The organism is Nostocoides sp. F2B08, assembly GCF_009184895.1.
Taxonomy (GTDB): Bacteria; Actinomycetota; Actinomycetes; order Actinomycetales; family Dermatophilaceae; genus F2B08.
This window is the reverse complement of the sequence record NZ_WESE01000005.1, coordinates 191,795-213,245: the sequence shown is the minus strand read 5'-3', so window position 1 is coordinate 213,245 and position 21,451 is coordinate 191,795. Positions and strand designations below refer to the sequence as shown.

Sequence of the window (21,451 nt, the reverse complement as noted above, 5' to 3'; positions counted from 1 at the left end):
CCGAATTTGCATAACGGAATGGTTACGCTAGGGTAAATGAAAGCCACTTCGCACCCTGCCGCGACGTGGCGACGACAGCACTGACGCACCCCTGCACCAGTGCTGTTTTCCTGTGCTTTTCCCCTGCATCACCCGTTCTGACCTGATCTGCCCCTGCCTGTAAGGACTGTTTCGTTGAGTTCCAGCTCGTATTCCGGCCGTCATCGGACGCCCGGACGGCACCGAGCCTCCCGCAAGCGCACCCTCCCGCGCGCGCTCACGCCGCAGTTCGCCCTTCCCACCGCCGCAGCCGCCACCCTGGTCCTCACGACCACGGGAGCGTCGATGGCCGGCTCCGCACCGCTCGAGCTGAAGACGACACCCGTCGACCTCGCACTGGCCCAGAGCCAGGTCACCGAGATCCGTGACGACACGGCAGCCCTCGCGGAGCGTCGCAGCGCCACCACCGACCAGGCCGCCCTGCTGCAGGGTCGTGAGCAGGAGGCCGAGCGCGTCGCCCGGGAGAAGGAGCGCGAGGCCCTCGCCAAGAAGAAGGCCGAGGAGGCCAAGAAGAAGGCCGAGGAAGAGGCTCGCAAGGCCGCCCAGAAGTGGGTCATGCCGATGGGCAAGTACAACTACACCTCCGGCTTCGGGTCGCGGTGGGGACGCTTGCATGCCGGCATCGACCTGGCCGCCCCGGTCGGGACCCCTCTCTACTCGGTGTCATCCGGGACGGTGCTCAAGGCGTCCCACACCGGGGCCTGCGGCAACAACGTCTGGGTCGAGCACTGGGACGGCACCGTGACCCGGTACTGCCACATGGACTACTTCTCCGTCAGCGTCGGCCAGCGGGTCGCACCCGGCGAGAAGCTCGGCGGCTCGGGCAACACCGGCCGGTCCTACGGCCCGCACCTGCACTTCGAGGTTCGCCCCGGCGGCGAGAACGGCGAGCCGGTCGACCCCATCGGCTGGCTCCGCTCCAAGGGCCTGAGCCTCTGATCCAGCGGCCTCGCGCCGCCGGCGACATCCCACCGCACTGACACCCCCCGCCGCTGACGCCGCCGCCCCGACCGCGGCGATCGCTCCGCGACGCGACCGACACTCCTCGGTGAGACCGACACTCGCTCACGGGACCGCAGTTGCGCCGCGCGATCGGCGGAGGAACCAGTGACTCACGGAGCAGGGGTCGCGCAGCGGAGGCACTCTCCCAGGGCCTCAGAGCTTCTCGAGTGGTGCGAACCGCAGCAACAGCCGCTTGACCCCGGTCTCCGGCCCGAAGTCGACCTCGGCCTGGGCGCGATCACCTTCACCGGTCACAGCCGTCACCGTGCCGAGACCGAACGTGTCGTGGGTGACCCGGTCACCCGATGCGAGTGACGGCACCGGGCGGGTCCCGCGAGCTCGCACACCGGGCCGGGCCGCGAGCGTGGCGACCGCCGGCTCACCGGCTCGGCGGTACCCCACCGCCGCGGCCGACTGCTCACGCTCCCACTCGACGAGCTCGTCCGGAATCTCGTCGAGGAACCGCGAGGCCGGCTGGTACATCGGCTGACCGAACGCAGAGCGCACGGCGGCGCGCGAGAGATGGAGCCGCTCCCGTGCCCGGGTGATGCCGACATAGGCGAGGCGACGCTCCTCCTCGAGCTCCTTCGGCTCACCGAGGGACCGCAGGTGCGGGAACGTGCCGTCCTCCATCCCCGTGAGGAAGACGACGGGGAACTCCAGACCCTTCGCCGTGTGCAAGGTCATCAGCGTGACGACCCCGTCGTCGGCCTCCGGGCCGTCCGGGATCTCGTCGGCGTCGGCGACGAGTGAGACCCGCTCGAGGAAGTCCTCCAGGCTGTAGGCCTCCCCCGTCTCGGCGCGGTTCTCGTCGAACTCGCGGGCCACCGACACGAGCTCGGCGAGGTTCTCGAGCCGCGACTCGTCCTGGGGGTCGCGGCTCGCCCGCAGCTCGGCGAGATAGCCGGACCGCTCGAGCACCGCCTCGAGAAGGTCGCCCACGCCGGAGTCCTCGTCCGCGTGCACCCGCCCGAGCTCTTCGAGGAGCGCGGTGAAACCCTTGATGGCCGTCACCGACCGCGTGGCGATGCCGGGAGCGTCCTCGGGACGGCCCAGTGCGGCGACGTACGGGATGCGCTCGCGCTCGGCGAGCGCCGCGACGCACGCTTGGGCCCGGTCCCCGATCCCGCGCTTGGGGACGTTGACGATGCGGCGCAGGTTGACCGTGTCGGCGGGGTTGGAGACGACCCGCAGGTATGCGAGGGCGTCCTTGACCTCTCGACGTTCGTAGAAGCGGGTCCCGCCGACGACCTTGTAGGGCAGGCCGACCCTGACGAACACCTCCTCGAGCGCGCGCGACTGCGCGTTCGTGCGGTAGAAGACGGCGACGTCGCGTGGTTTGACGCCATGCTCGTCGGCCAGCCGGTCGATCGTGCGGGCCACGAATGCCGCCTCGTCGTGCTCGGAGTCCCCGACGTAGCCGATGATCCGCGATCCCGCCCCCGCCTCGGACCAGAGATTCTTCTTGCGGCGCCCCTCGTTGCGCGCGATCACGGCATTGGCGGCCGACAGGATCGTCTGGGTCGAGCGGTAGTTCTGCTCGAGCACGATGGTGTCGGCGTCGGGGTAGTCCTTCTCGAACTCGACGATGTTGCGGATCGTCGCGCCCCGGAACGCATAGATCGACTGGTCGGCATCGCCGACCACGACGAGCTCGGCCGGCTCGACGGCGGGAGCGCCCTCGGGCGTCGACACGGTCGCCCCCGCTCCTCCCACGAGCTCGCGGATGAGGACGTACTGGGCGTGATTGGTGTCCTGGTACTCGTCGACGAGGACGTGGCGGAACCGACGACGGTAGTGCTCGGCGACCTCCGGGAATGCCTGGAGCATGTGGACCGTCGTCATGATGAGGTCGTCGAAGTCCAGCGCGTTGGCGGCCCGCAGCCGTTGCTGGTACATCGTGTAGGCCTGCGCGAGGAGCTGCTCGCGATGGGTCGAGGACTCGCCGACGCCGGCGGCATAGGTCTCCTCGTCGATCAGCTCGTTCTTGAGGTTGCTCACCTGGTGGCTGAAGGAGCGCGGGGGGTAGCGCTTCGGATCCAGGTCGAGGTCACGCATGACGAGAGCCATCAGGCGGTGGCTGTCGGCCGCGTCGTAGATCGAGAACGTCGACTTCAACCCGACCTTGGCCGCCTCGCGCCGCAGGATCCGGACACAGGCGCTGTGGAAGGTGGAGACCCACATCGCTCGCGATCGCCCGCCCACGAGCGCCTCGACGCGCTCCCGCATCTCGGCGGCGGCCTTGTTGGTGAAGGTGATCGCGAGGACCTGCCCCGGCTGCACCCCACGTGCCGCGAGCAGGTAGGCGATCCGGTTGGTGAGGACCCGAGTCTTCCCCGAGCCGGCACCGGCGACGATGAGGAGGGGGCCGCCCTCATGGAGCACCGCCTCCCGCTGGCGCGGGTTGAGGCCCTCGAGAAGATCCTCCGGGTCGGGACGGGGACGCGTGGGCGCGCCCTGGTCGGCTCCGACCTGATCCGCCCAGGTCGGCACGCCGGCCTCCGTCACGGGCGTCGTCCGCGGGTCGGCGGACACGGTTCCGGCAGGTCGGGGGACGTCAGGACCGAACAGGTCGTCGAAGAGGGTGCTCATCTCGACCTCCAGCCTAAGCCGATCGGCGGACAGTCCCGGTTCGGGTCCGGAGAGCCTCAGCTCGAGGCCGTGACGACCTTCTCGATCCGCTCGAGCGTACGAGCCATGTTGCGCCTGGTCTGCTCCCCCAGACGCCGCACGACGGGCCGGGCCGGCCAGGCCTCGGTGCTGATGTCCCATGTCTCCCGCACCAGCGTGCCACCGTCCTGTGGCTCGAGCTCGTACCGCCAGGTCCGACCGGTGAAGAGCTTGTCCAAGGGCGCCGGGGCGAGCGTGCGCCACGCGATCCGGCGGTTCTCCTCGAACTCGGTGACGACGTTCTTGGTCGAGTACGCGACCTTCCAGTTCATGTCCATCCCGAAGCTGTCGCCCAGGCCGAGACGCCGTTCGCCGCGCGAGGAACGGGGTTTGACGACGGTGCCCGATCCGTCGATCTCGCTGTGCCGTTCCGGATCGGCCAGGAGGTCGAAGATGCGTTCGGGAGGGGCCGCGATGAGTCGTTGGACGGAGACCTGGTCACCGTGGGCCGTGGTCTGTGGGGGAGCCTGGTCGGACATGGTGCCGAGCCTAACGACCTGTGCGGGCCGGGGATGGTGCGCCCTGGCGACAGGACGTCCTAGCCTTGGGACCATGGCCGCACGAAAGGGACAGTTCGGGGACCCGGTCGTCCTCGACGTCGACGGGTTCGACGTGCGGATCAGCAACCCCGACCGGCCGTACTTCTCCGCCCGCGGCGAGACCAAGCTGGACCTGGCGCGGTACTACCTGGCGGTTGGGCCGGGCATCGTCAACGCCCTCCGCGAGCGTCCGTGCATGCTGCATCGGTTCCCGGACGGGGTCGACGGCGAGAAGGTCCACCAGAAGCGGCTCCCCCGCGGCGCGCCTCCGTGGGTCGAGACGGTCCGGCTGCACTTCCCGCGCTGGGGTCTGCACGCGGACGAGCTCTGCGTCACCCGGCTCGCCGACGTCGTGTGGGCCGTCCAGATGAGCACCGTCGAGTTCCACCCCTGGAACTCCCGGCGTGCCGACACCGAGTCTCCCGACGAGTGGCGAATCGACCTCGACCCCATGCCGGAGGCGCCCTACGCCTCGGTGCGGCGGGCCGCCGCCATCGCCCACGAGATCCTCGACGAGCTCGGCGCCCGCGGATACCCGAAGACCAGTGGCGGGCGGGGACTCCACGTCTACGTGCGCATCCCACCGGACCACGGCTTCTCCGACGTGCGCCGCGCCGCCCTGGCCTTCGCCCGGGAGGTGGAGCGCCGCATACCCGATGAGGTCACGACCGCATGGTGGCGACGCGACCGGGACCCGAGTGCGGTCTTCGTCGACTACAACCAGAACGCCCGGGACCACACGATTGCGGCGGCCTACTCGGTGCGCGGGACACCGGAGGGGCGGGTGTCGGCGCCGTTGCGGTGGGACGAGGTCGACTCGGCCGAGCCGGCCGACTTCACCATCGCGACGATGCCGGACCGCTTCGCCGAGGTCGGCGACCTCCACGCCGACATCGATGAGCACCCGTTCGACATCGCCCCGCTCCTCGAGTGGGCCGACCGAGACGAGGCGGCCGGGGCGGCACCGGCCCCCGACCCTGACGAGGACGAGGACGACGACCGGCCGTGACCAGCCCCGCCTCCGCCGCCGTCGGACGGCTCGCGGGCGCGCTGCGCCCCTGGGCGCGCCGCTCCCACCTCCTGAGCACCCTCCTCGGGCTGGCGGGCTACCTGGCGTCCATAACCCCGTCGCTGCTGCCGAGGACCTGGCTGGTGCAGGGCGCCATCGCGGGCCTCTGCGGCACGTTCGGGTATGCGGTGGGCCGCCTCCTCGAGACCCTCGGCGGGGCGATCGGCCGATGGGCCGGGCTCGAGGTGACCATGCGCCCGGAGGCCCGCCGGCTCCTGCTGTGGGGGTGGCCGATCGTCCTCGGCGTCATCCTGCTGGTCACGCCGTTCGCCATGCTCCGACGCCATCAGCGCACGGCGGAGATCGTCGGGACCGAGGCCCCCACCGCGCTGGAGATCCTCTACGCGACCGGCGTCGCACTCCTCGTCTTCGCGCTGCTCATGGGCGTCTGGGAGGGCCTGAGCGCCCTGGTGTCCCTCACGTCCCGGCAGCTGCGGCGCGCTCTGCCGCGCTGGGCCGCCCAGGCCATTGCCGCGATCCTCGTCATCGCCCTGGTGGGTATCGCCGTCGACCGTCTGGTCGTCGACACCTTCGTCGCGCGCGCGGTGAGCAACGCCGACACGGTCAACGCCCGTGGTTTGCAGGACGCCCCACCACAGAGCCCGCTGCGGTCCGGTGGCCCGGAATCCGCCGAGTCGTGGGCCTCGCTGGGGCACGCCGGACGGACCTTCGTGAGCTCCGGCCCGTCCCGGGACGAGATCGCCGAGGTGACCGACGGCGGCGCCGTCGACCCCATTCGGGTGTATGCGGGGCTCACCCGGGGCCGTGACCTCGAGGACACCGCCGCCGCCGTGGTGGCCGAGCTGGAGCGGACGGGGGCCTTCGAGCGGCGGGCCGTCCTGCTCATCGTGACCACAGGCACCGGGTGGATCAACGAATGGGTCCCGTCCTCGTTCGAGTTCCTCCTCGGCGGTGACTCCGCGGTCGCGGCCATGCAGTACTCCACCCTGCCGTCGGCCCTCGCCTTCATCGAGAGCGCCACGACCCCACCCGAGGCCGGAACGGCTCTCATCACGGCCGTCGAGACCGCGCTCGACGAGCTGCCGGAAGCGAGCCGCCCCGAGCTGTACCTGTCCGGGGAGTCGCTCGGGGCCTATGGCGCGAACGCAGCCTTCGACTCGCTCGACGACATGGTGGACCGAGTGGACGGCGCACTCTTCACCGGCACCCCGGGCTTCACGCCCCTGCACGAGGAGATCACCGAGTCCAGGGTGATGAGCTCGACCCAGGTGCTGCCCGTCGTGGACGACGGTCGGCACGTGCGCTTCGCGTCGGAGCCCGACGAGCTCGAGGCCGACCAGTTCGGCCGTGGGCTGGGGCCCTGGGGCGAGCCCCGCATCGTCTACCTACAGAACCGGTCCGACCCCGTCGTGTGGTGGCATCCGCGACTGCTCTACCGCACCCCCGACTGGCTTGACGAGACCCGACAGGGCTCGCCTGCCGAACAGATGTCCTGGGCCCCGTTCGTCACCTTCTGGCAGGTCTCGGCCGACCTGGGCTGGGCGAACTCGGCCCCGCAGGGAGAGGGGCACCGGTACGACACCGAGGTCGTCCCTGCGATGGCCGCGGTCCTCGGGGGCGACCCCGGCGGCGACCTCGACGGCATCGTCGATGCCATCTCGAGCAACGGCCGGACCGCCCTCGGGCCGTGAGGTGCAGACGCATAGCCTTGGCCCGGTGACCACACCCCGAGACGACACGACGGTCGAGCGAGCGCTCGTCGTCGCCGCCCACCCCGACGACGCCGACTTCGGATGCGCCGGCACCCTCGCCCGATGGAGCGACGCGGGGATAGCGGTCACCCTTCTCGTCGTCACCCGGGGCGAGCAGGGCGGCCTTGCGGATGCCGACGCTGCCGGGATGCCGGCGATGCGGGAGGCCGAGCAGCGAGCCGCATCCGCCCACCTCGGGATCCATGACGTGCGCTTCCTCGACGGGTACCGCGACGGCTGGCTCGAGCCGACCTTCGACCTGCAGCGCGACATCGTCCGGGTCATTCGCGACGTCCGGCCGCAGCGGGTGCTGTGTCAGAGTCCCGAGCGGTGGTACGACCGGCTGCAGGCGTCCCACCCGGACCACCTCGCGGCCGGTGAGGCGACTGTCCGCGCCTGCTACCCCGCCGCCGAGAACCCGTTCGCCTGGCCGGAACTGCTCGACGAGGGGCTCGACCCGTGGAAGGTGGGTGAGATCTGGTTGATGGCACATCCGCATCCGACCCACGCCGTCGACGTCACGGACACGTTCGACCGGAAGGTGACGGCCCTCCTCGAGCACTCCTCCCAGACCGGGCACCGCACCGACCTCGAGGTCCTCCTGCGCGGCTGGGGTGGCCGGGTCGCCGCCCAGCACGGACTCGGTGCCAACAGACTGGGCGAGATGTTCGGCGTCGTGCCGCTGAACGGCTGAGGACCGGGGCTTTAATGGACTGATGACCGAGCGCGCCCTCACCGTGACGACCCATGGGGACCGCGGCGTCCTCGCCGTCGAGTCCCGGGAGGCCACCGACCCCGGTCCGGGCGAGGTGGCGGTGACCGTCGAGGCGGCCGGGGTCAACTTCATCGATGTCTACCAGCGCGAGGGTCGCTACCCGAACCCGACACCGTTCGTCCTCGGCTCCGAGGCGGCGGGCGTGGTCGCCGCAGTCGGGGAGGGCGTGGACCGCGTGGCGGTGGGCGACCGGGTCGCCTGGGCGATGAGCCTCGGAAGCGCGGCGAGCCGTGCGGTGGTGCCGGCTGACCAGGTGGTGCCCGTCCCGGACAGCCTCGACGCCCACACCGCTGCTGCGGTGCTGCTCCAGGGCATGACGGCGCACTACCTCGTCACCGATACCTATGCCGTCCGCCCCGGCACATGGGCACTGGTCCACGCGGCCGCCGGAGGGGTCGGTCAGCTGCTCACGCAGCTCGTCGTCGCGCGTGGGGGTCGCGTCGTGGCGACCGCCGGGTCGGCGGACAAATGCGAGCTCGCACGTGATCGCGGGGCTGAGGTCACCATCGACTACAGCGCCGACGACGACATCGCCGCCGCCGTCCGGGAGGCGACCGGGGGCAGCGGGGTCGACGTGGTCTACGACGGTGTCGGCGCGGCCACGTTCGACGCGTCGCTGGATTCCCTGCGGCCCCGCGGGCTCCTGGCGCTCTACGGCGCGGCCAGCGGCCCGGTGCCGCCGTTCGACCTCCAGCGCCTGAACGCCAAGGGCTCGCTGTTCGTCACCAGGCCGAGCCTGGCCCACTACATCGCGACCCGGGACGAGCTGCTGTGGCGCGCCGAGGAGGTCTTCGCCGCGGTGGGAGACGGCTCGCTTACGGTCGACATCGGAGGTCGCTACCCGCTGGAGCAGGCGGCCGACGCATACGAGGCTCTGGAGTCACGCACCTCGACCGGCAAGCTGCTCCTCATCCCCTGACAGTCTGCCCGGTCAGGTCCAGAGGACCGCGACCAGGACGTTGAGGACCCCGAGCGCACCGGCGGCGTCGACGAGCTGCGGCTTGGGCTCGCCGCGCTTGGCGCGGGCCGCGGCGATCTCTGCCGCGGCGACGACCGCGACCGCGACGATGAGCTTGACCCCGATCTTGATGTGGTTGAGCTCGGCGTCGCTCGTCATCTCGGCGATGCCCACGAGCAACAGACCCGTGAGCAGCTGGACCCGAGCACCCCAGACCACCGGCGAGAGCGCAGTCGAGCCGACCCGTGTGGCGATCCAGCCACCGATCAGGGCGGCCAGTCCGAGGAAGTGCGCGACGACGATGAGCTGGTAGAGGAAGTCCATGGCCCCAAGGCTAGACATCGCCTGCCCCGCTCCCGACACCGGCCCGTGATCGTCCCGGCCGCCCGGTCCGCGCGCGCCGACCGGGTGCCGCAACTCACGCAGTGCTCAGATCAGGCGCCGACCCATCGCCCACGCCGTCAGCTCGTGCCGTGAGGACAGCTGAAGCTTGCGCAGCACCGAGGAGACATGGGTCTCGACCGTCTTGACGGAGATGAACAGCTCCTTGGCGACCTCCTTGTACTGGTAGCCGCGCGCGATGAGCCGCATGACCTCCCGCTCCCGGGCCGAGAGCCGGTCGAGCTCCTCGTCGACCTCGGCGATCTCTCCCGCGGCCACCCCGAAGGCATCGAGGACGAAGCCGGCGAGCCGTGGGCTGAACACCGCGTCCCCGTCGGCGACCCGCCGGATCGCCGAGGCGAGGTCGGTTGCGCTGATCGTCTTGGTCACGTAGCCCCTGGCGCCCGCCCGGATGACGGCGATGACGTCCTCGGCGGCGTCGGACACCGACAGTGCGAGGAAGCGCACCGGGGCTCCGGCCGCGGTCTCGACGCCGAGACATCCGTGGATGACGTCCACACCCCCGTGTCCGGTGCCGCCCGGCAGGTGCACGTCGAGGAGCACCACGTCGGGTTCCTCGCGCCGGATGACGCTGACGGCGTCCTCGACGTTCGCTGCCTCACCGACGAAGTCGATGAACCCGGGCGCCGCCTCGAGCAGCTCGGTGCGCACACCGGTGCGGAACATGTGGTGGTCGTCGACGAGGACGACGCGGACGGTCATCGGGGGGTCCCTCCTCGGGGCACGGGATCGGGTTCTCGGGTCTCGATGGAGACCTCGAGGTCGGGCTCGGGTCGAGGCTCGGTCGGTGCCGTCTCCTGGGACCCGGTCACCGTGGTCTCTACGGGTATGCGCTGGTCGCCCGCGCGGTCCGGCGCGCCGGCGTCCTGGTGGGCGTCCCCGCCCGTGTCGGTGTGCGGCATGCAGAGGATGACCTCGGTCCCGGGGTCGCGACGGCGGACCTCGGCGGTTCCTCCGTGCCGGGTCATCCGACCGAGGATCGACTCGCGCACCCCGAGCCGGTCCGAGGGGACGGTATCGGGGTCGAACCCGCACCCGTGGTCGCGGACGAAGGCCTCCACGGCGGCCGGTCCGATCTCGACGTAGGCGCTCACCGGCGGCGACCCGTGTCGCACCGCGTTGGCCAGTGCCTCGCGCAGCGCCCGGACGAGCGCCCGGCCACCGTCGTCGAGCGGCCGGTCGCCGGTGACGACGACCTCGATGGGCACCCCGTGGAGCTCCTCGACCTCGACCGCCGCGGCGGTGGCGGCCGCAGCCAGGGTCTGTGAGGGGTCCTCCTGCGATCCGTACAGCCAGCCGCGCAGCTCCCGCTCCTGTTTGCGGGCGAGCTGGGTGACGTAGGCGGGGTCGTCGGCGCCGCGCTGGATGAGGGCGAGGGTCTGCAGGACGCCGTCGTGGAGATGCGCGGCGATGTCCGCCCGCTCCGTCTCACGGACGCGGGCGTCCTGCTCCCGGCGGAAGTCCGCCCAGAGCCGCACGGCGAAGGGCGCACAGATCAGGGCGGCACCCACGAGGATGCTCAGCGTCGCCAGCGCCACGTCCCAGATCTCGTTGACCGACTGTCCGCGGGTGGCGAGCGCGAGCAGGCCGAGGATGACGACACCGAGCCCGAACCCGAGTCGGGCGAGGCCCAGGCCGCGCCAGCCGTCGACCCCTGCCCACCGGGCCCGCTGGGTGGTGTCGAGCTGCGCCCAGGCGAGGACGGCGCCGATCGCGATGAGAAGCACGGGGAGCAACACCCCGGCGCGCACGTTCCAGCCGCTGCTCTGCAGCAGCGCGATGCCGCCGGCGAGCGTCGTCAGGGTCCCGATGGCCAGGAGGATGGCGCCTCGGGGAATGGCACTCGATGCGCCGGGCGCGGCGGTCGCGGAGCCACCGCCACCTGCCGCGGCGCCCGGCGACGGATGCCCGCCCTGCTCCTGCACGGGGCGCGCGGGGTCGATGACGGACGGCGCCTCCTCGACCGGGGTCAGGGCCCAGAGGAAGAGATAGGCGATGATGCCCGCACCGCTGACGACTCCGAGTATGACGAAGACGATGCGGACGACCTTGACGTCGGCCCCGAGATGCGTCGCGATCCCACGGCACACGCCGGCCAGGACGCGACCGTCCGTGGGCCGGACGAGCGGCGGTCGCGGATGTTCGGGAGCGGTCGACATACCTTCATCCTGACGCATCGCGCCCACTCACGGGAGTGCCCTGGCCACAGACCAGGGGTGCGATCAGGGGGTCCTCAGGGGCGACCCTCATGGCACGGCAGGGGCCGGCGCGACACGATGAGGATATGAACGACACCCAACCGCACGAGCAGGTCAGCCCGCTCACCTCGCCCCCACCCCAGGCCGGACCGCCGCCGAGCGTGCCACCGCAGTCGGAGAGCTCGCAGCACGGCGGCGCGCACACCGACGGTGACCCCACCTCGCCGCAGTCGCCCCGCATGTCGGCCGACGGCTTCTTCGACCAGATCCGCTCCGCGGGCATCCGACGCAGCCAGGACCGCTGGGTCGCCGGCGTCTGCGGCGGCATCGCCCAGCGGCTTCACGTCGACCCCCTCCTCATCCGCGCCGGGATGATCGCCCTGCTGCTCCTCGGCGTCGGGTTCCTCGCCTACCTCATCGCGTGGGCGCTCATCCCGGACAAGGACGACTCGATCCTCGCCGAGAAGGCGATCCGAGAGGGTGACGGCTGGGGCATCTTCCTCCTCGTCATCATCGCTCTCGGAGTCCTCGGGATCGGCCCGGTCTTCTCCGACGCGGGCGGCTGGTGGTCCCTGATCGTCACCGTCGCGCTCATCGCGGGTGTGTGGTGGCTCGTGACCCGGGCCCGCTCGACGAGCGGGACCGCGGGACCGGCACACACATCCGCGCCTCCCCCGGCCCCCGGCACGTCCTCGACCGGACGCCCCGAGCCTGTGTGGGCGCCGGCGAGCGCAACCCCGCAGGGGTACGAGCCGCCTCCGGCACGGCCGCACGCCTCGGCGAGCACCGCATACGACCGGCCGAAGGCCCCGCGCGGCGGGTTCGCCGGCTTCCTCCTCGCCCTCGGCGCCGCGATCGTCGGATACGGCGTCGGCCAGCTCGTCGGACCGCTCGGTGGCGCCTCGGCCGACCTCGTGGCGATGCTCTTCGCGGCCGCGGCCGGCGGCCTGACCACCGTCGTCCTCGGCCTCCTGGGGCGCCGCTCGGCACTGACCAGCCTGCTCTCGATCATCCTCGCGGTGTCCCTCCTCGGGACCTGGGGCATCACCACTGCGCCGGAGGGCGGGGGCAGCACGACCTGGGAGCCCACGGCCCAGTCGCTGTCACCCTCGTACGAGTGGAACGCCGGCCAGGCGACCCTCGACCTGCGGCAGATCACGACACCACCCGCTCAGGACGAGATCACCGCGGACGTCAGCCTCGGCGAGCTGGTGATCTACGTCCCCGAGGGGATCACGACCCGGATCGTCTCGTCCGCCGAGCTGGGCTCGGTGACCGTCCAAGGGGCCGACCCCGATTTCGGCGAGCAGAACCAGGGCGGTCCCTCGGTGGACGCGGAGCACGTCTTCGGAGTCGGCGAGCCCGACCTGACCGTCAACGCCACCGTGCGGCTCGGCTCGATCCGCATCGTCGGCCCGAGCGAGCAGCGTTGACCGGCGCCACCGCACCGGTCGCATCATCGACAGGCGTAGAGAACACAGGAGTCAACCGCCATGAGTGACACCCAGACAACTCCCATGAACGAGAACACCGCCCGCTCCCCGCGCACCGTCGCCTGGGGGACGACGATCGCCGGGGCCATCGCCCTCGGCCTCGCCGTCCTCGTGGGCCTCACCGAGATCGCCGGCCTGTCCATCCCGTTCGGGACGGCCGGTCCGGGAGCGGTGATCGTGGTCGGCGTCCTCATCCTGCTCATCGGCCTGATCGTCGTGATCCGCTCCGGCCGCCGGAGTGCGGCCGACGCGGGCCGGACGACCCCGCCGCCGCCCACCCCGCCGCAGGACACGGCGCCGAGAATCGCCCCTCCGCCGCCGCCGGTCGCGAGTAGCCCGCTCGACATGCCGGCCGATGCGAAGGCACCCGGGTCGGGATCACACCCACAGGCCGGTGCGGCCACGACCCCGTCACCGTCGACCCCCACGGGCACGTCGACGGAGGAGGGAGCTGCTCAGTCCAGCCACTGAGCCAGCGCCGGGGCGAGGCTCGAGGCCACGGGGACGGCCTCGAGCCTCGTCCGCGGCACCCAGGCAGCGGACGCCGTCGACCCGTCGGTGTCATGGACGACGGGAGCGGACGGATGACGGCATCGGCCGCGGTAGTACAACCGCACGGCGTGGAAGTCCTCGACCCGACCGCCCGGAGCGCGGCCGATCCAGTGGTTCGAGAGGACGCCGAGGAACTCGACCTCGTCGATGACCTGGTCGGTCTCCTCCCACACCTCTCGGTGGAGAGCGGCGAGGGCCGACTCACCGGGGTCGATCCCGCCGCCGGGCAGCGTCCACTCCCCCGGACGCCAGGTCCGGTCCGACAGCTCGGTGAGGAGAAGCCCGTGCTCGCTCTCGACGAGGGCATAGACCGCCACCCGCTGGTAGGGCGTCGCAGCGGCGATCTCGGCCGGCGTGAGTCCGTCCTCGACGGGTCGGTCGGCAGCGGCCGTCGGCTCGGCCGCCCCTCGCAGCACGTCCAGTGGCTCGACGCGGAGCACGATGACGACCGTCAGGTCCTCCTGGCGGACCTCGACGCCGCCGACGACGTCCCACCCCTGCTTCGCGAGCACCTGCACCGGGTCGGCGCCGTGCTCGAGTCGCACCGTCACGACGGTGCGTCCGACGCCGTCGACGGCCTCGACGCGCACGAGCCAGTGGTTTACCGTCTCGGTGTGTCGCCCCTCGGTGCCGCCGGCGAGCAGTCGCCGGGCCCGCGCATACTCCTGTTCGACGTCGCGGACGATCCGCGACCAGTCCTGCGCGGGCGGCACCCGCTCGTTGTGCGCCCGCAGCCGGGCCAGCAGCGCCCGGTCGTGCGCGAGCTCGACCAGCCCGTCGACCAACCCCTCGTCGCCGTCGCGGACCAGGCCGGTGATGCCGTCCGAGACGAAGTCCTCGGCGCCGCTGCCGCGCAGAGCGACCACCGGCAGGCCGACGGTTCGGCCCTCCAGTGCCGCGATGCCGAACGACTCGAAGCGCGAGGAAGCGAGATAGACGTCCGCCGCCCGATAGTGCGCGACGAGGCTTGCCCGGTCGATGCGACCGGGCAACGACACCCAGTCGGACCAGCCGCGACGTCGGACCGCCGCCCGCACCGGCGCGAGCAGCGGCCCACCCCCGCAGATCTCGAGCGTGATGGGGACCGCCGCCCGCCCGCGCGCGCGGCGGACGATTCCGATGACCGACAGCGGGCGCTTGCGCGGCGTGAAGCGCATCGCCAGCACCACCCGCAACGGCTGCTCTTCCAGGACCATCTCGTCGGCCGCGTCCGGTGCGGCCACTGTCGGTTCGGTGCCGCCCGGCCGGCCGGTATGCGGGGGTCGCCTCTCGGAGGTCGGCTCACCGTCGTCGGTCCGCCACGCACCGGCGTCGATGCCGTTGTGGAGCACCGTGACCGTGGCGCCGGGGGCGAGGGAGCGCACCTGCTCAGCGGCCATCTCGGAGACGCCGTGGAGGGCGGCTCCCGCCTCTGCCCATCGTTCGGCGTGACCGAGCCGGCGCACGACCGGTTCCCACGCGCCGAGGACGCAGTGCCAGGTCACCGTCAGCGGGATTCCGAGCTCGAGCGCGACGTCCCCGCCGTCGACCGCGAACGGGCTGATCACGCCGACGTGGGCGTGTGCGACGTCGAAACCGCCCGCCTGCAGACGATCCCGCAGGAGGTCCCGTCCGCCCGGGTTGACGGGCAGTCCGAACGGGACCCGGGTGCCGAGGCGATGGACGGTGATGCCGTCGACGACCTCGCGGGCACCCTGGGTCGAACCGTCGGTGCCGTTGGTGGCGGTGAGCACCTCGACGTCGTGTCCGGCGTCGACGAGTCGACGGGCCAGGTCGCGCACCTGCGACTCGATCCCCCCGACCCGGGGCGGGTAGCAGTCGGAGATGAGAGCAACCTTCACGCGGTACAGCGTCGCATGCGGGAGGATGGCAGGTGATGTCCGACCCCGCAGCCTCCCTCACCATGCCGCGGCCGACCGTCCGGTCGGTCCTGCGGCTACTGCTCAGCCTGGGCGTGGCGGCCGCCCTGCTCGGCTGGGCGCTGCCCCGGGTGACCGACACCACGTGGTCTGCCATCATCGACATCCTGGCGACCGTCCCGGGCCTGGCGCTGGCCGCCTGCTTCGCCCTCACCATCGCCTTCCTCGTCTCCTACGCGGTGACGTTGCGGGCTTCGCTGCCGGGTCTGACCATCCCCAAGGCCTTCATCGTCAACACCGCCGGAACCACCGTCTCCAAACTCTTCCCGGGCGGAGGAGCGGTCGGCCTCGCGGCGACGTTCATGCTGTGCAGGTCCTGGGGCTTCTCCCTGCGCGCGGTCACCACGTCGGCGATCGTCACCGGGGTGTGGAACACCCTCACCCGGGTCGCGTTGCCGGTCCTGGCGATCGGACTGCTCGCGGCCACCCACACGGCGATGCCGGGACTCCTGCGTCAGGCGGCCTGGGGAGCAGCGCTCTCCGGGCTGGCGATCCTCGCGGTCTTCGTCGGCATCATCGCCTCGAGGCGGGTGGCCGATGTCGTCGGGCGGGCCGTCGACCGGACCGTCGAGCGGCTACGCCCCCGCCGCGGCCGCCGACGCCGGGCGCAGGCCGCCATGCGCGACACCCGGGCCCGGATCATCGAGCGGGTGCAGGTGGCCTGGGTGCCGCTCACCCTCGGCATGGTCGGCTTCTTCGCGGCCCAGCTCGGCATCTTCCTCATCTCGCTGCACGTGACCGGCATCGAGCTGGCCTTCGCACCCGCGTTCGCCGCCTTCGCCCTCGGCCGCCTCCTGACCGCGGTCGGGATCACGCCCGGCGGCATCGGCATCACCGAGACCGGAACCGCCGCCGCCCTCGTCGCCTTCGGAGCGGACCCGGCACTCTCGGCCGCCGCGGTGATCCTGATGTCGATCTTCACCAACCTCGCCGAGATCCCGTTCGGCGTCATGTCGTGGGTCCTGTGGAGCGTCGACCCGCAGACCCACTTCCGGTCCCGTGACCGGGAGCCTCAGGAGGCGATGCCGAGCAGCCGCCGCACCTGACGGCCTCGCGCCTCGTCGGCCACACCGTCGGTGAGGGGCTCGGGCTCGAACGGTCGTCCGGTCGCCCGCGTGGCGGCCAGGCCGATAAGGAGGTCGGCGAGGCCGGGGTTGGCGGGCAGGATCGGCCCGTGGAGGTAGGAGCCGAAGACGTTGCCCGTGCGCGCCCCCTCGGTGCGGTCGGTCCCGTTGTTGCCGAACCCGTGCAGGACGGTGCCGAACGGCTCCTGGCCATGACCGAGAGTGGTCGAGCCGGAGTGGTTCTCGTAGCCCACGACCTTGCCGACGACGGTCTCGAGCACGACCGGCCCGATCATCCGCTTGGCGTTGCCCTGGGTCGTCACGTCGAGAATGCCGAGGCCGGGCAGCCGGTTGCCCTCGACGGTGATGAAGGCGTTGCCGAACAGCTGGTACATCCCGCAGATCATCAGCATCGGCGTCCCGTCGGATGCGAGGGAGCGGATGATGTCGGCGTTGCGCTCGAGGTCATCCTCGACCCGCACCTGGCCGGAGTCCTGCCCGCCGCCGCCGACGAACAGGTGGCCGTCCTCGGGGAACGGCTCCCCGGGGTTGTGCCCGACGACCTCGGCGGTGTAGCCGTGCCGCTGGATGCGCTTCTCGAGGCAGCGGGTGTTGCCGAGGTCGCCGTAGATACTCATCTCACGCGGGTAGAGATGCACCACGCGGATGGTCCCCTTCGACTCAGATTGGGGGATCTCAGGCATCGGCGGCCTCCTCGCCGAACTCCGGCAGGTCGTACCGTGCCGCGAGCGTGCGGCGCAGCGACATCATCGCGGTGTAGGTGCAGAAGAGCCGCTTCGGCTCGTCCCGGTGGGCCGAGATGAAGCGGTCCAGGGCGGGGACGAGGGCCGGCTCGATCGCGTCGACCGGCACGTCGTCGTACTGGAGCCGCAGGGCCATGTCGTATGCGCGGATCCCGCTGGTCATGGCCACTCCCCTCCCTCGGAGGGACTCGAAGCTGACGTCGTAGAGCCAGGAGACGTCGCGGCCGTCGGCGTAGTCGTCGTTGATGGCGATCATCGTGGCCACCGGCTCCGACCCGTAGGTCGAGAGGGCGACCGTGAATCCGGCGGGGTTCTTGACGAGGACGAGCTCGAGCGGCTGTCCGTCGACGTCGACGACCTCGCCGCGGCCGAAGGGTGGCCGCACCTGGGCGAGGGCTCGGGCGGCGGTCCCGGGTGAGAAGGCGTCGCCGAGCACCATCCGAGCGGTCGTCGTGGCCGCCGTGGCGTTGATCATCGCCGCGAGTCCGCGCTGTTGCAGCGCCACCGGGCCGATGTCCTCGCCGCCGGGCACGACGATGTCGAACTCGCGCTCGTCCCGGGGACGCAGGAAGCCCGCGCCATCGCCCGACTCGGGCGGCGCATACTCCTCCGCGAAGCGCACGTCGGTCTCGAGGATCTCCGGCAGGCGATGCGCGATCGAGGCGTCGAGGCCGAAGTAGCGCACCGTGACGCCCTCGGGGATGACCTCGCGGGAGCGCGCGACGTAGGGGTCGTCGATGTTGAGCACCACGCCCTCCGTGGCCTGGCCCGCGAGGCGCTCGAGCAGCCGCGCCGTGTGGTCGATCTCGGCGAACCGGTCGAGCTGGTCGCGGGCGACGTTGAGGAGGAGAGCGTGGCTGGGCGCGACGACCTCGGCGAACTTCAGCGCGTGCGCCTCGTCGAGCTCGAGCACGGCGATGTCGGCTCGGGCCCGTCCCGACAGCGGCAGGTCCTTGAGCATCGACGAGATCACGCCGCGGGTGAAGTTGCTCCCGGTGGGGTTCGTCAGCACCCGCTTGCCGTGCGCGCGCAGCAGGGCCACGAGCATCCGGGTGGTCGTCGTCTTGCCGTTGGTGCCGGTGACCACGACGACGCCCTCTCGGACGTCCGCCAGGGCGTGCTCGAGGAAGCGTGGGTCGACGCGCTCGGCGACCAGCCCCGGGAATGCGGACCCACCGCCGCCGCGCACTCGGGAGGCCGCGCGAGCGGCCTTGCCGGCGATGACTGCCGCGGTGGTCCTCAGCACGGGAGCCACCCTAGTGGAAACGGCCCGACCTCCCTCGTCGGCGAGGTGTGCGGCGGGACGGGTTCACTGCAGGACGAAGCGGGTGAAGGCGGCGGTCTCCGCCCCCGCCTCGTCCGTCGTGTAGGCGAGGAGACCGACCCGGGTGACGAAGTCAGGCACCGGCGCGGTGTTGATCTGCCAGTCCGGCGTGACGTCGGACTGGAACCGGGCGGTGTAGAAGCCCGAGTCGATCTCGAAGCTCAGCTCGGCACCGACCCATTCCTTGTCGGAGAACTGGTCCGGAGCGATCTCGACGCCGTCGACCATGACGTCGTCCTCGTAGGTGTGCAGGAACAGTCCCTCCGTCGTCCAGCACAGCTCCACCCGGTCCGCGAGGTCGTCGCCGACGAGAGCGAGGCCGGCCGCCTGACGGGGCGTGGACGGGTCGAAGTCGATGCGGGTCTGCACGACGGCGTCACCGCCCGGAAGGTCGCGCACGAGGACGTTCCGAATCGGAGGACTCTGCAGAACCTCGATGCGCAGCGCGCCGTCAGCCACGGTCCAGGAGTCCGGGTCCTCGTTCTCCCACGTCCAGCCGGCACCGAGCCCCTCGTCGAACTCGACCGTCACCGGCCCGGACCCGGCCTCGGCGCCATCGGAGACCGACGTGGTCGTCGAGTCGGTGGACTGGGAGGGGGTGGTGGCGACCTCGTCATCGGCCTGGCCGCCCAACGCCACGACGAGCCCGACGATGGCGGCGGCGAGCAGGACGACGCCGGCGAGCACCGCATACAGGAGCAGGCTGCGCGAACGCTGCGGCGCGGCCGGCTGCACTACCGGTGAAACCGAGGGCGGCGCCTCGGTACCGACCGACGCGGTTCCCTCCGGGCCCTGTCGGTCGAGCAGCAGCCGGACCGTGCCGACCAGGTGGTCCAGGTGCTGATCCAACGGCGGCGTCATCGCATCCAACCAGTGCGCATCCGAGATGAAGTACTCCACCGACGGGGCCGGCACCACGTCCTCGACCCGGAACGGCAGGATCGGTATGCCGTGGCTGGCTGTCCGCTCCAGCTCCCGACGCACATGCGGAGATGAGTTCGCATGCGCCGAGAAGACCAGCACCGTCAACCGCGACCCACTGATCGCCTCGATGATCGACTGCGCATACTCCCGACCCGGCACCACGTCCCGCGGCGCGATCCAACACCGGATCCCCCGCCCCTCCAACCGCGCCACGATCGCGTTCGCAACCGTGCGGTCCTGCGACGAATGACAGACGAACACATCGTGACTCATGACCCGCTCCTGACCGGACGATCGGCCGACGGCTGCACCGACGAAGCCCCTGACCGACGGATGACAAGACCCGAATCCGCGAGGACGTCCGGGAGGGCCCGAACGAACTGGCGGTCGATCTCCCGCACCTCCTCGGTGAGCTCCTCCCATGGCACGAGGTACGGCGTCGTGCGGGCGTGCGTGTCGCGAGGCCCCGGAGTCCAGCCGGCCGCCCGCCGCTCCGCCACCCAGCGGTCGTGCTCGAGCCGTCCCAGCTCCTGGATCTCGTCCTCGGTGAACCGATCGGTCGGCTGTCCGTCGTCGGGAAGGAGCACGCGTCGCATCACCCGGAGCTTGTCGCACACATGTTCGGCCTGCGCGCGATTGGACGCGCGCAGGGACTCGGCGAGCTCGGCCCAGGGCAGCGCCGAGGGGGACGTCGCCTCGGCCTGACGCCGGTAGGCCCCGTGCAGCGCACGGGCGATGCGTTCGACCGTCGTGTCGAGAAGCACCGCCGGGGTGAGGACCTGGGTGTCGAGACTCACCACGTGCAGATCATGCGCGTCCTGCATGAGGAGTGTCCCGAAGGAGGCGGTGTGCTCGAGGTGGACAGCGACAGGCACGCCCGGGAAGTCACGCAAGACGGCCAACGCCGTCGTCAGTGCCTCGGGCTCGTCGTCGGCACACACGTACACGGAGCTCGGCACCGCTCCGACCGACAGGGCCGATCCGGATCCGGTCCTGACGACGCTCAGGGCATCCGGCGCCCCACCCGACAGCCGCCACCTCCGGCGCAGCTCCGACACGACGGCAGCCGCGAGCGTGGACTCACCGGCCACGAGGACCTCGGCGAGGGCAGACCCATCGGCCCAGGGCGCCACGGCGTCGACCATGATGCTCGCCCCGGCGCCGGCGAGGTCGAGCTCCTCGACCCGCCAGCCGGCGGCGTGGTGCTCCGAGATCTTCAGAGCCTTCAGCAGGCCGACGAGAGCGGGATCAGCCATCTCGACGTGAACGACGAGTGGCCATTCCGACCGTGCAGCCGCCAGACCGACCGCCGCCAGGGCGACGCGGCCACTGGTCTCCAGCTCGGGGTCGAGGACGATGAGATCCGAGGCGCGACCGAGACCGCCGGCCTCGAGGGCAAGGGGGTCGCGCGGGTCACCCTCAACGACCGCGATCCCCGCTCGTCGACAGCGGCGCACACCGCCGGCTGGAGGATGGCGTGAGATGACGACGACGTCGTGACCGCCGCGGCGCAGGACGAGGGCCGCCTCGGTCTCGCGGCGGCCCAGACCCGCGACGATGACGTGGCCGCGCATCCGGCGCGCCCGCCAGGCGTCGAGACGTCCGCGCGACAGGACCGCCACCGCGAGAGCGGTCGAGAGCAGCGTTATCGCTGGAGCGACCCACCTCGTGACCTCGAGCTGCCAGGGGATCGGGTCGGGAAAACCGTCGCCTGCTTCGATGACGAAGAGCTGAAGTGATCGGTAGCCGTGGTCGAGCCAGGACCCCGAGTCGACGAGCGCGAACCCCCAGGCCCCGAGCGTGAAGACCACGATCGTCGCCGCCGGAACAAGCAGGGAGTACGGGGAACGGCGATCAGTCCCAGCCACGTCGACCTCCCCGGTCCAGCCGGTGCCGCCGATCTCAGTCTCCTCCGCCCTCGGCAGCGGCGGTAGGGCGGCCATCACCTCCGCGGTGACTGGTCGGTCACAGCGACCGCGTTCGGTGAGGGGCTCTCCGGCACCGGAGCGCTGGCACGAGTTCGGAACGAGTGACTGGAACGGTGTGA

The 21,451-nt window shown here is 71.5% G+C and carries 18 protein-coding genes; 8 read left to right on the top strand and 10 right to left on the bottom strand.

Features of this window, described 5'->3' with window-relative positions:
* Nucleotides 1-174 precede the first annotated feature (174 nt).
* A complete protein-coding gene (locus GA707_RS13510) occupies nt 175-978 on the top strand; it encodes a M23 family metallopeptidase (RefSeq protein WP_152178966.1) in 804 nt (267 codons plus the stop codon).
* Nucleotides 979-1,194: 216 nt separating this feature from the next.
* Here the strand turns inward: GA707_RS13510 and pcrA are convergent, their stop codons facing one another.
* Entirely contained in the window at nt 1,195-3,633 is a 2,439-nt protein-coding gene (gene pcrA / locus GA707_RS13505) for a DNA helicase PcrA (protein ID WP_152178965.1), read from the bottom strand.
* Nucleotides 3,634-3,689: 56 nt separating this feature from the next.
* Complete coding sequence (locus GA707_RS13500; RefSeq protein ID WP_152178964.1) at nt 3,690-4,190, bottom strand: SRPBCC family protein; 501 nt, start codon at nt 4,188-4,190, stop codon at nt 3,690-3,692.
* Nucleotides 4,191-4,263: 73 nt separating this feature from the next.
* On the opposite strand from GA707_RS13500, the gene ligD reads away from it, so the two are divergent.
* The 4 genes from ligD to GA707_RS13480 are packed head-to-tail and all read left to right on the top strand — an operon-like array spanning nt 4,264 to nt 8,725.
* The gene (gene ligD, locus GA707_RS13495) at nt 4,264-5,259 is read left to right on the top strand and encodes a non-homologous end-joining DNA ligase (protein ID WP_152178963.1); all 996 of its coding nucleotides are present in this window, start codon (nt 4,264-4,266) and stop codon (nt 5,257-5,259) included.
* Complete coding sequence (locus GA707_RS13490) at nt 5,256-6,971, top strand: alpha/beta-hydrolase family protein (protein WP_152178962.1); 1,716 nt, start codon at nt 5,256-5,258, stop codon at nt 6,969-6,971. Before ligD ends, GA707_RS13490 begins: the two co-directional genes overlap by 4 nt.
* Nucleotides 6,972-6,996: 25 nt before the next feature.
* Nucleotides 6,997-7,725, top strand: coding sequence for a PIG-L deacetylase family protein (locus GA707_RS13485; protein WP_152178961.1), 729 nt, complete (start codon nt 6,997-6,999; stop codon nt 7,723-7,725).
* A 22-nt stretch (nt 7,726-7,747) separates the two neighbouring features.
* Complete coding sequence (locus tag GA707_RS13480) at nt 7,748-8,725, top strand: quinone oxidoreductase (RefSeq protein ID WP_152178960.1); 978 nt, start codon at nt 7,748-7,750, stop codon at nt 8,723-8,725.
* Nucleotides 8,726-8,737: 12 nt separating this feature from the next.
* On the opposite strand, the gene GA707_RS13475 is transcribed toward GA707_RS13480, so the two are convergent.
* The 3 genes from GA707_RS13475 to GA707_RS13465 all read right to left on the bottom strand — a co-directional run bounded on the left by GA707_RS13475 (nt 8,738) and on the right by GA707_RS13465 (nt 11,325).
* Nucleotides 8,738-9,088 carry a hypothetical protein gene (locus GA707_RS13475; protein WP_152178959.1) on the bottom strand — a complete coding sequence of 117 codons (351 nt, stop codon included), beginning with the start codon at nt 9,086-9,088 and terminating at the stop codon, nt 8,738-8,740.
* Nucleotides 9,089-9,193: 105 nt separating this feature from the next.
* The gene (locus GA707_RS13470; RefSeq protein ID WP_152178958.1) at nt 9,194-9,868 is read right to left on the bottom strand and encodes a response regulator transcription factor; all 675 of its coding nucleotides are present in this window, start codon (nt 9,866-9,868) and stop codon (nt 9,194-9,196) included.
* The gene (locus GA707_RS13465) at nt 9,865-11,325 is read right to left on the bottom strand and encodes an ATP-binding protein (protein WP_152178957.1); all 1,461 of its coding nucleotides are present in this window, start codon (nt 11,323-11,325) and stop codon (nt 9,865-9,867) included. The genes GA707_RS13470 and GA707_RS13465 overlap by 4 nt, the downstream gene beginning before the upstream one ends.
* Before the next feature lie 125 nt (nt 11,326-11,450).
* Between GA707_RS13465 and GA707_RS13460 the strand changes: the two genes are divergently transcribed.
* Nucleotides 11,451-12,797, top strand: coding sequence for a PspC domain-containing protein (locus tag GA707_RS13460; protein WP_193315335.1), 1,347 nt, complete (start codon nt 11,451-11,453; stop codon nt 12,795-12,797).
* 60 nt (nt 12,798-12,857) lie between these two features.
* The gene (locus GA707_RS13455) at nt 12,858-13,328 is read left to right on the top strand and encodes a hypothetical protein (protein WP_152178955.1); all 471 of its coding nucleotides are present in this window, start codon (nt 12,858-12,860) and stop codon (nt 13,326-13,328) included.
* Here the strand turns inward: GA707_RS13455 and GA707_RS21345 are convergent.
* The gene (locus GA707_RS21345; protein WP_226963787.1) at nt 13,313-15,250 is read right to left on the bottom strand and encodes a glycosyltransferase; all 1,938 of its coding nucleotides are present in this window, start codon (nt 15,248-15,250) and stop codon (nt 13,313-13,315) included. The two genes, GA707_RS13455 and GA707_RS21345, sit on opposite strands and share 16 nt — an antisense overlap.
* Nucleotides 15,251-15,285: 35 nt before the next feature.
* Here GA707_RS21345 and GA707_RS13445 point away from each other — a divergent pair, with 35 nt between their 5' ends.
* Nucleotides 15,286-16,374 carry a lysylphosphatidylglycerol synthase transmembrane domain-containing protein gene (locus GA707_RS13445; protein ID WP_152178954.1) on the top strand — a complete coding sequence of 363 codons (1,089 nt, stop codon included), beginning with the start codon at nt 15,286-15,288 and terminating at the stop codon, nt 16,372-16,374.
* Here GA707_RS13445 and GA707_RS13440 read toward each other — a convergent pair.
* From GA707_RS13440 to GA707_RS13425, 4 genes are all read right to left on the bottom strand, one after another.
* Nucleotides 16,341-17,096: a type 1 glutamine amidotransferase gene (locus GA707_RS13440; RefSeq protein WP_152178953.1), complete on the bottom strand. Its 756-nt coding sequence runs from the start codon at nt 17,094-17,096 to the stop codon at nt 16,341-16,343. The genes GA707_RS13445 and GA707_RS13440 overlap by 34 nt on opposite strands.
* Nucleotides 17,089-18,402 carry a Mur ligase family protein gene (locus GA707_RS13435; protein ID WP_152178952.1) on the bottom strand — a complete coding sequence of 438 codons (1,314 nt, stop codon included), beginning with the start codon at nt 18,400-18,402 and terminating at the stop codon, nt 17,089-17,091. Before GA707_RS13435 ends, GA707_RS13440 begins: the two co-directional genes overlap by 8 nt.
* 63 nt (nt 18,403-18,465) lie before the next feature.
* The gene (locus GA707_RS13430; protein ID WP_193315334.1) at nt 18,466-19,677 is read right to left on the bottom strand and encodes a TIR domain-containing protein; all 1,212 of its coding nucleotides are present in this window, start codon (nt 19,675-19,677) and stop codon (nt 18,466-18,468) included.
* A complete protein-coding gene (locus GA707_RS13425) occupies nt 19,674-21,347 on the bottom strand; it encodes a RyR domain-containing protein (RefSeq protein ID WP_152178950.1) in 1,674 nt (557 codons plus the stop codon). Before GA707_RS13425 ends, GA707_RS13430 begins: the two co-directional genes overlap by 4 nt.
* Between the last annotated feature and the right edge of the window lie 104 nt (nt 21,348-21,451).

Coding starts and splice junctions, on each gene's coding strand:
- GA707_RS13460 (WP_193315335.1), top strand. CDS start 11,451: ATGAACGACACCCAACCGCACGAGCAGGTCAGCCCGCTCACCTCGCCC.
- GA707_RS13445 (WP_152178954.1), top strand. CDS start 15,286: ATGTCCGACCCCGCAGCCTCCCTCACCATGCCGCGGCCGACCGTCCGG.
- pcrA (WP_152178965.1), bottom strand. CDS start 3,633: ATGAGCACCCTCTTCGACGACCTGTTCGGTCCTGACGTCCCCCGACCT.
- GA707_RS13500 (WP_152178964.1), bottom strand. CDS start 4,190: ATGTCCGACCAGGCTCCCCCACAGACCACGGCCCACGGTGACCAGGTC.
- GA707_RS13455 (WP_152178955.1), top strand. CDS start 12,858: ATGAGTGACACCCAGACAACTCCCATGAACGAGAACACCGCCCGCTCC.
- GA707_RS13425 (WP_152178950.1), bottom strand. CDS start 21,347: ATGGCCGCCCTACCGCCGCTGCCGAGGGCGGAGGAGACTGAGATCGGC.
- GA707_RS13480 (WP_152178960.1), top strand. CDS start 7,748: ATGACCGAGCGCGCCCTCACCGTGACGACCCATGGGGACCGCGGCGTC.
- GA707_RS13465 (WP_152178957.1), bottom strand. CDS start 11,325: ATGTCGACCGCTCCCGAACATCCGCGACCGCCGCTCGTCCGGCCCACG.
- GA707_RS13475 (WP_152178959.1), bottom strand. CDS start 9,088: ATGGACTTCCTCTACCAGCTCATCGTCGTCGCGCACTTCCTCGGACTG.
- GA707_RS13430 (WP_193315334.1), bottom strand. CDS start 19,677: ATGAGTCACGATGTGTTCGTCTGTCATTCGTCGCAGGACCGCACGGTT.
- GA707_RS13440 (WP_152178953.1), bottom strand. CDS start 17,096: ATGCCTGAGATCCCCCAATCTGAGTCGAAGGGGACCATCCGCGTGGTG.
- GA707_RS13470 (WP_152178958.1), bottom strand. CDS start 9,868: ATGACCGTCCGCGTCGTCCTCGTCGACGACCACCACATGTTCCGCACC.
- ligD (WP_152178963.1), top strand. CDS start 4,264: ATGGCCGCACGAAAGGGACAGTTCGGGGACCCGGTCGTCCTCGACGTC.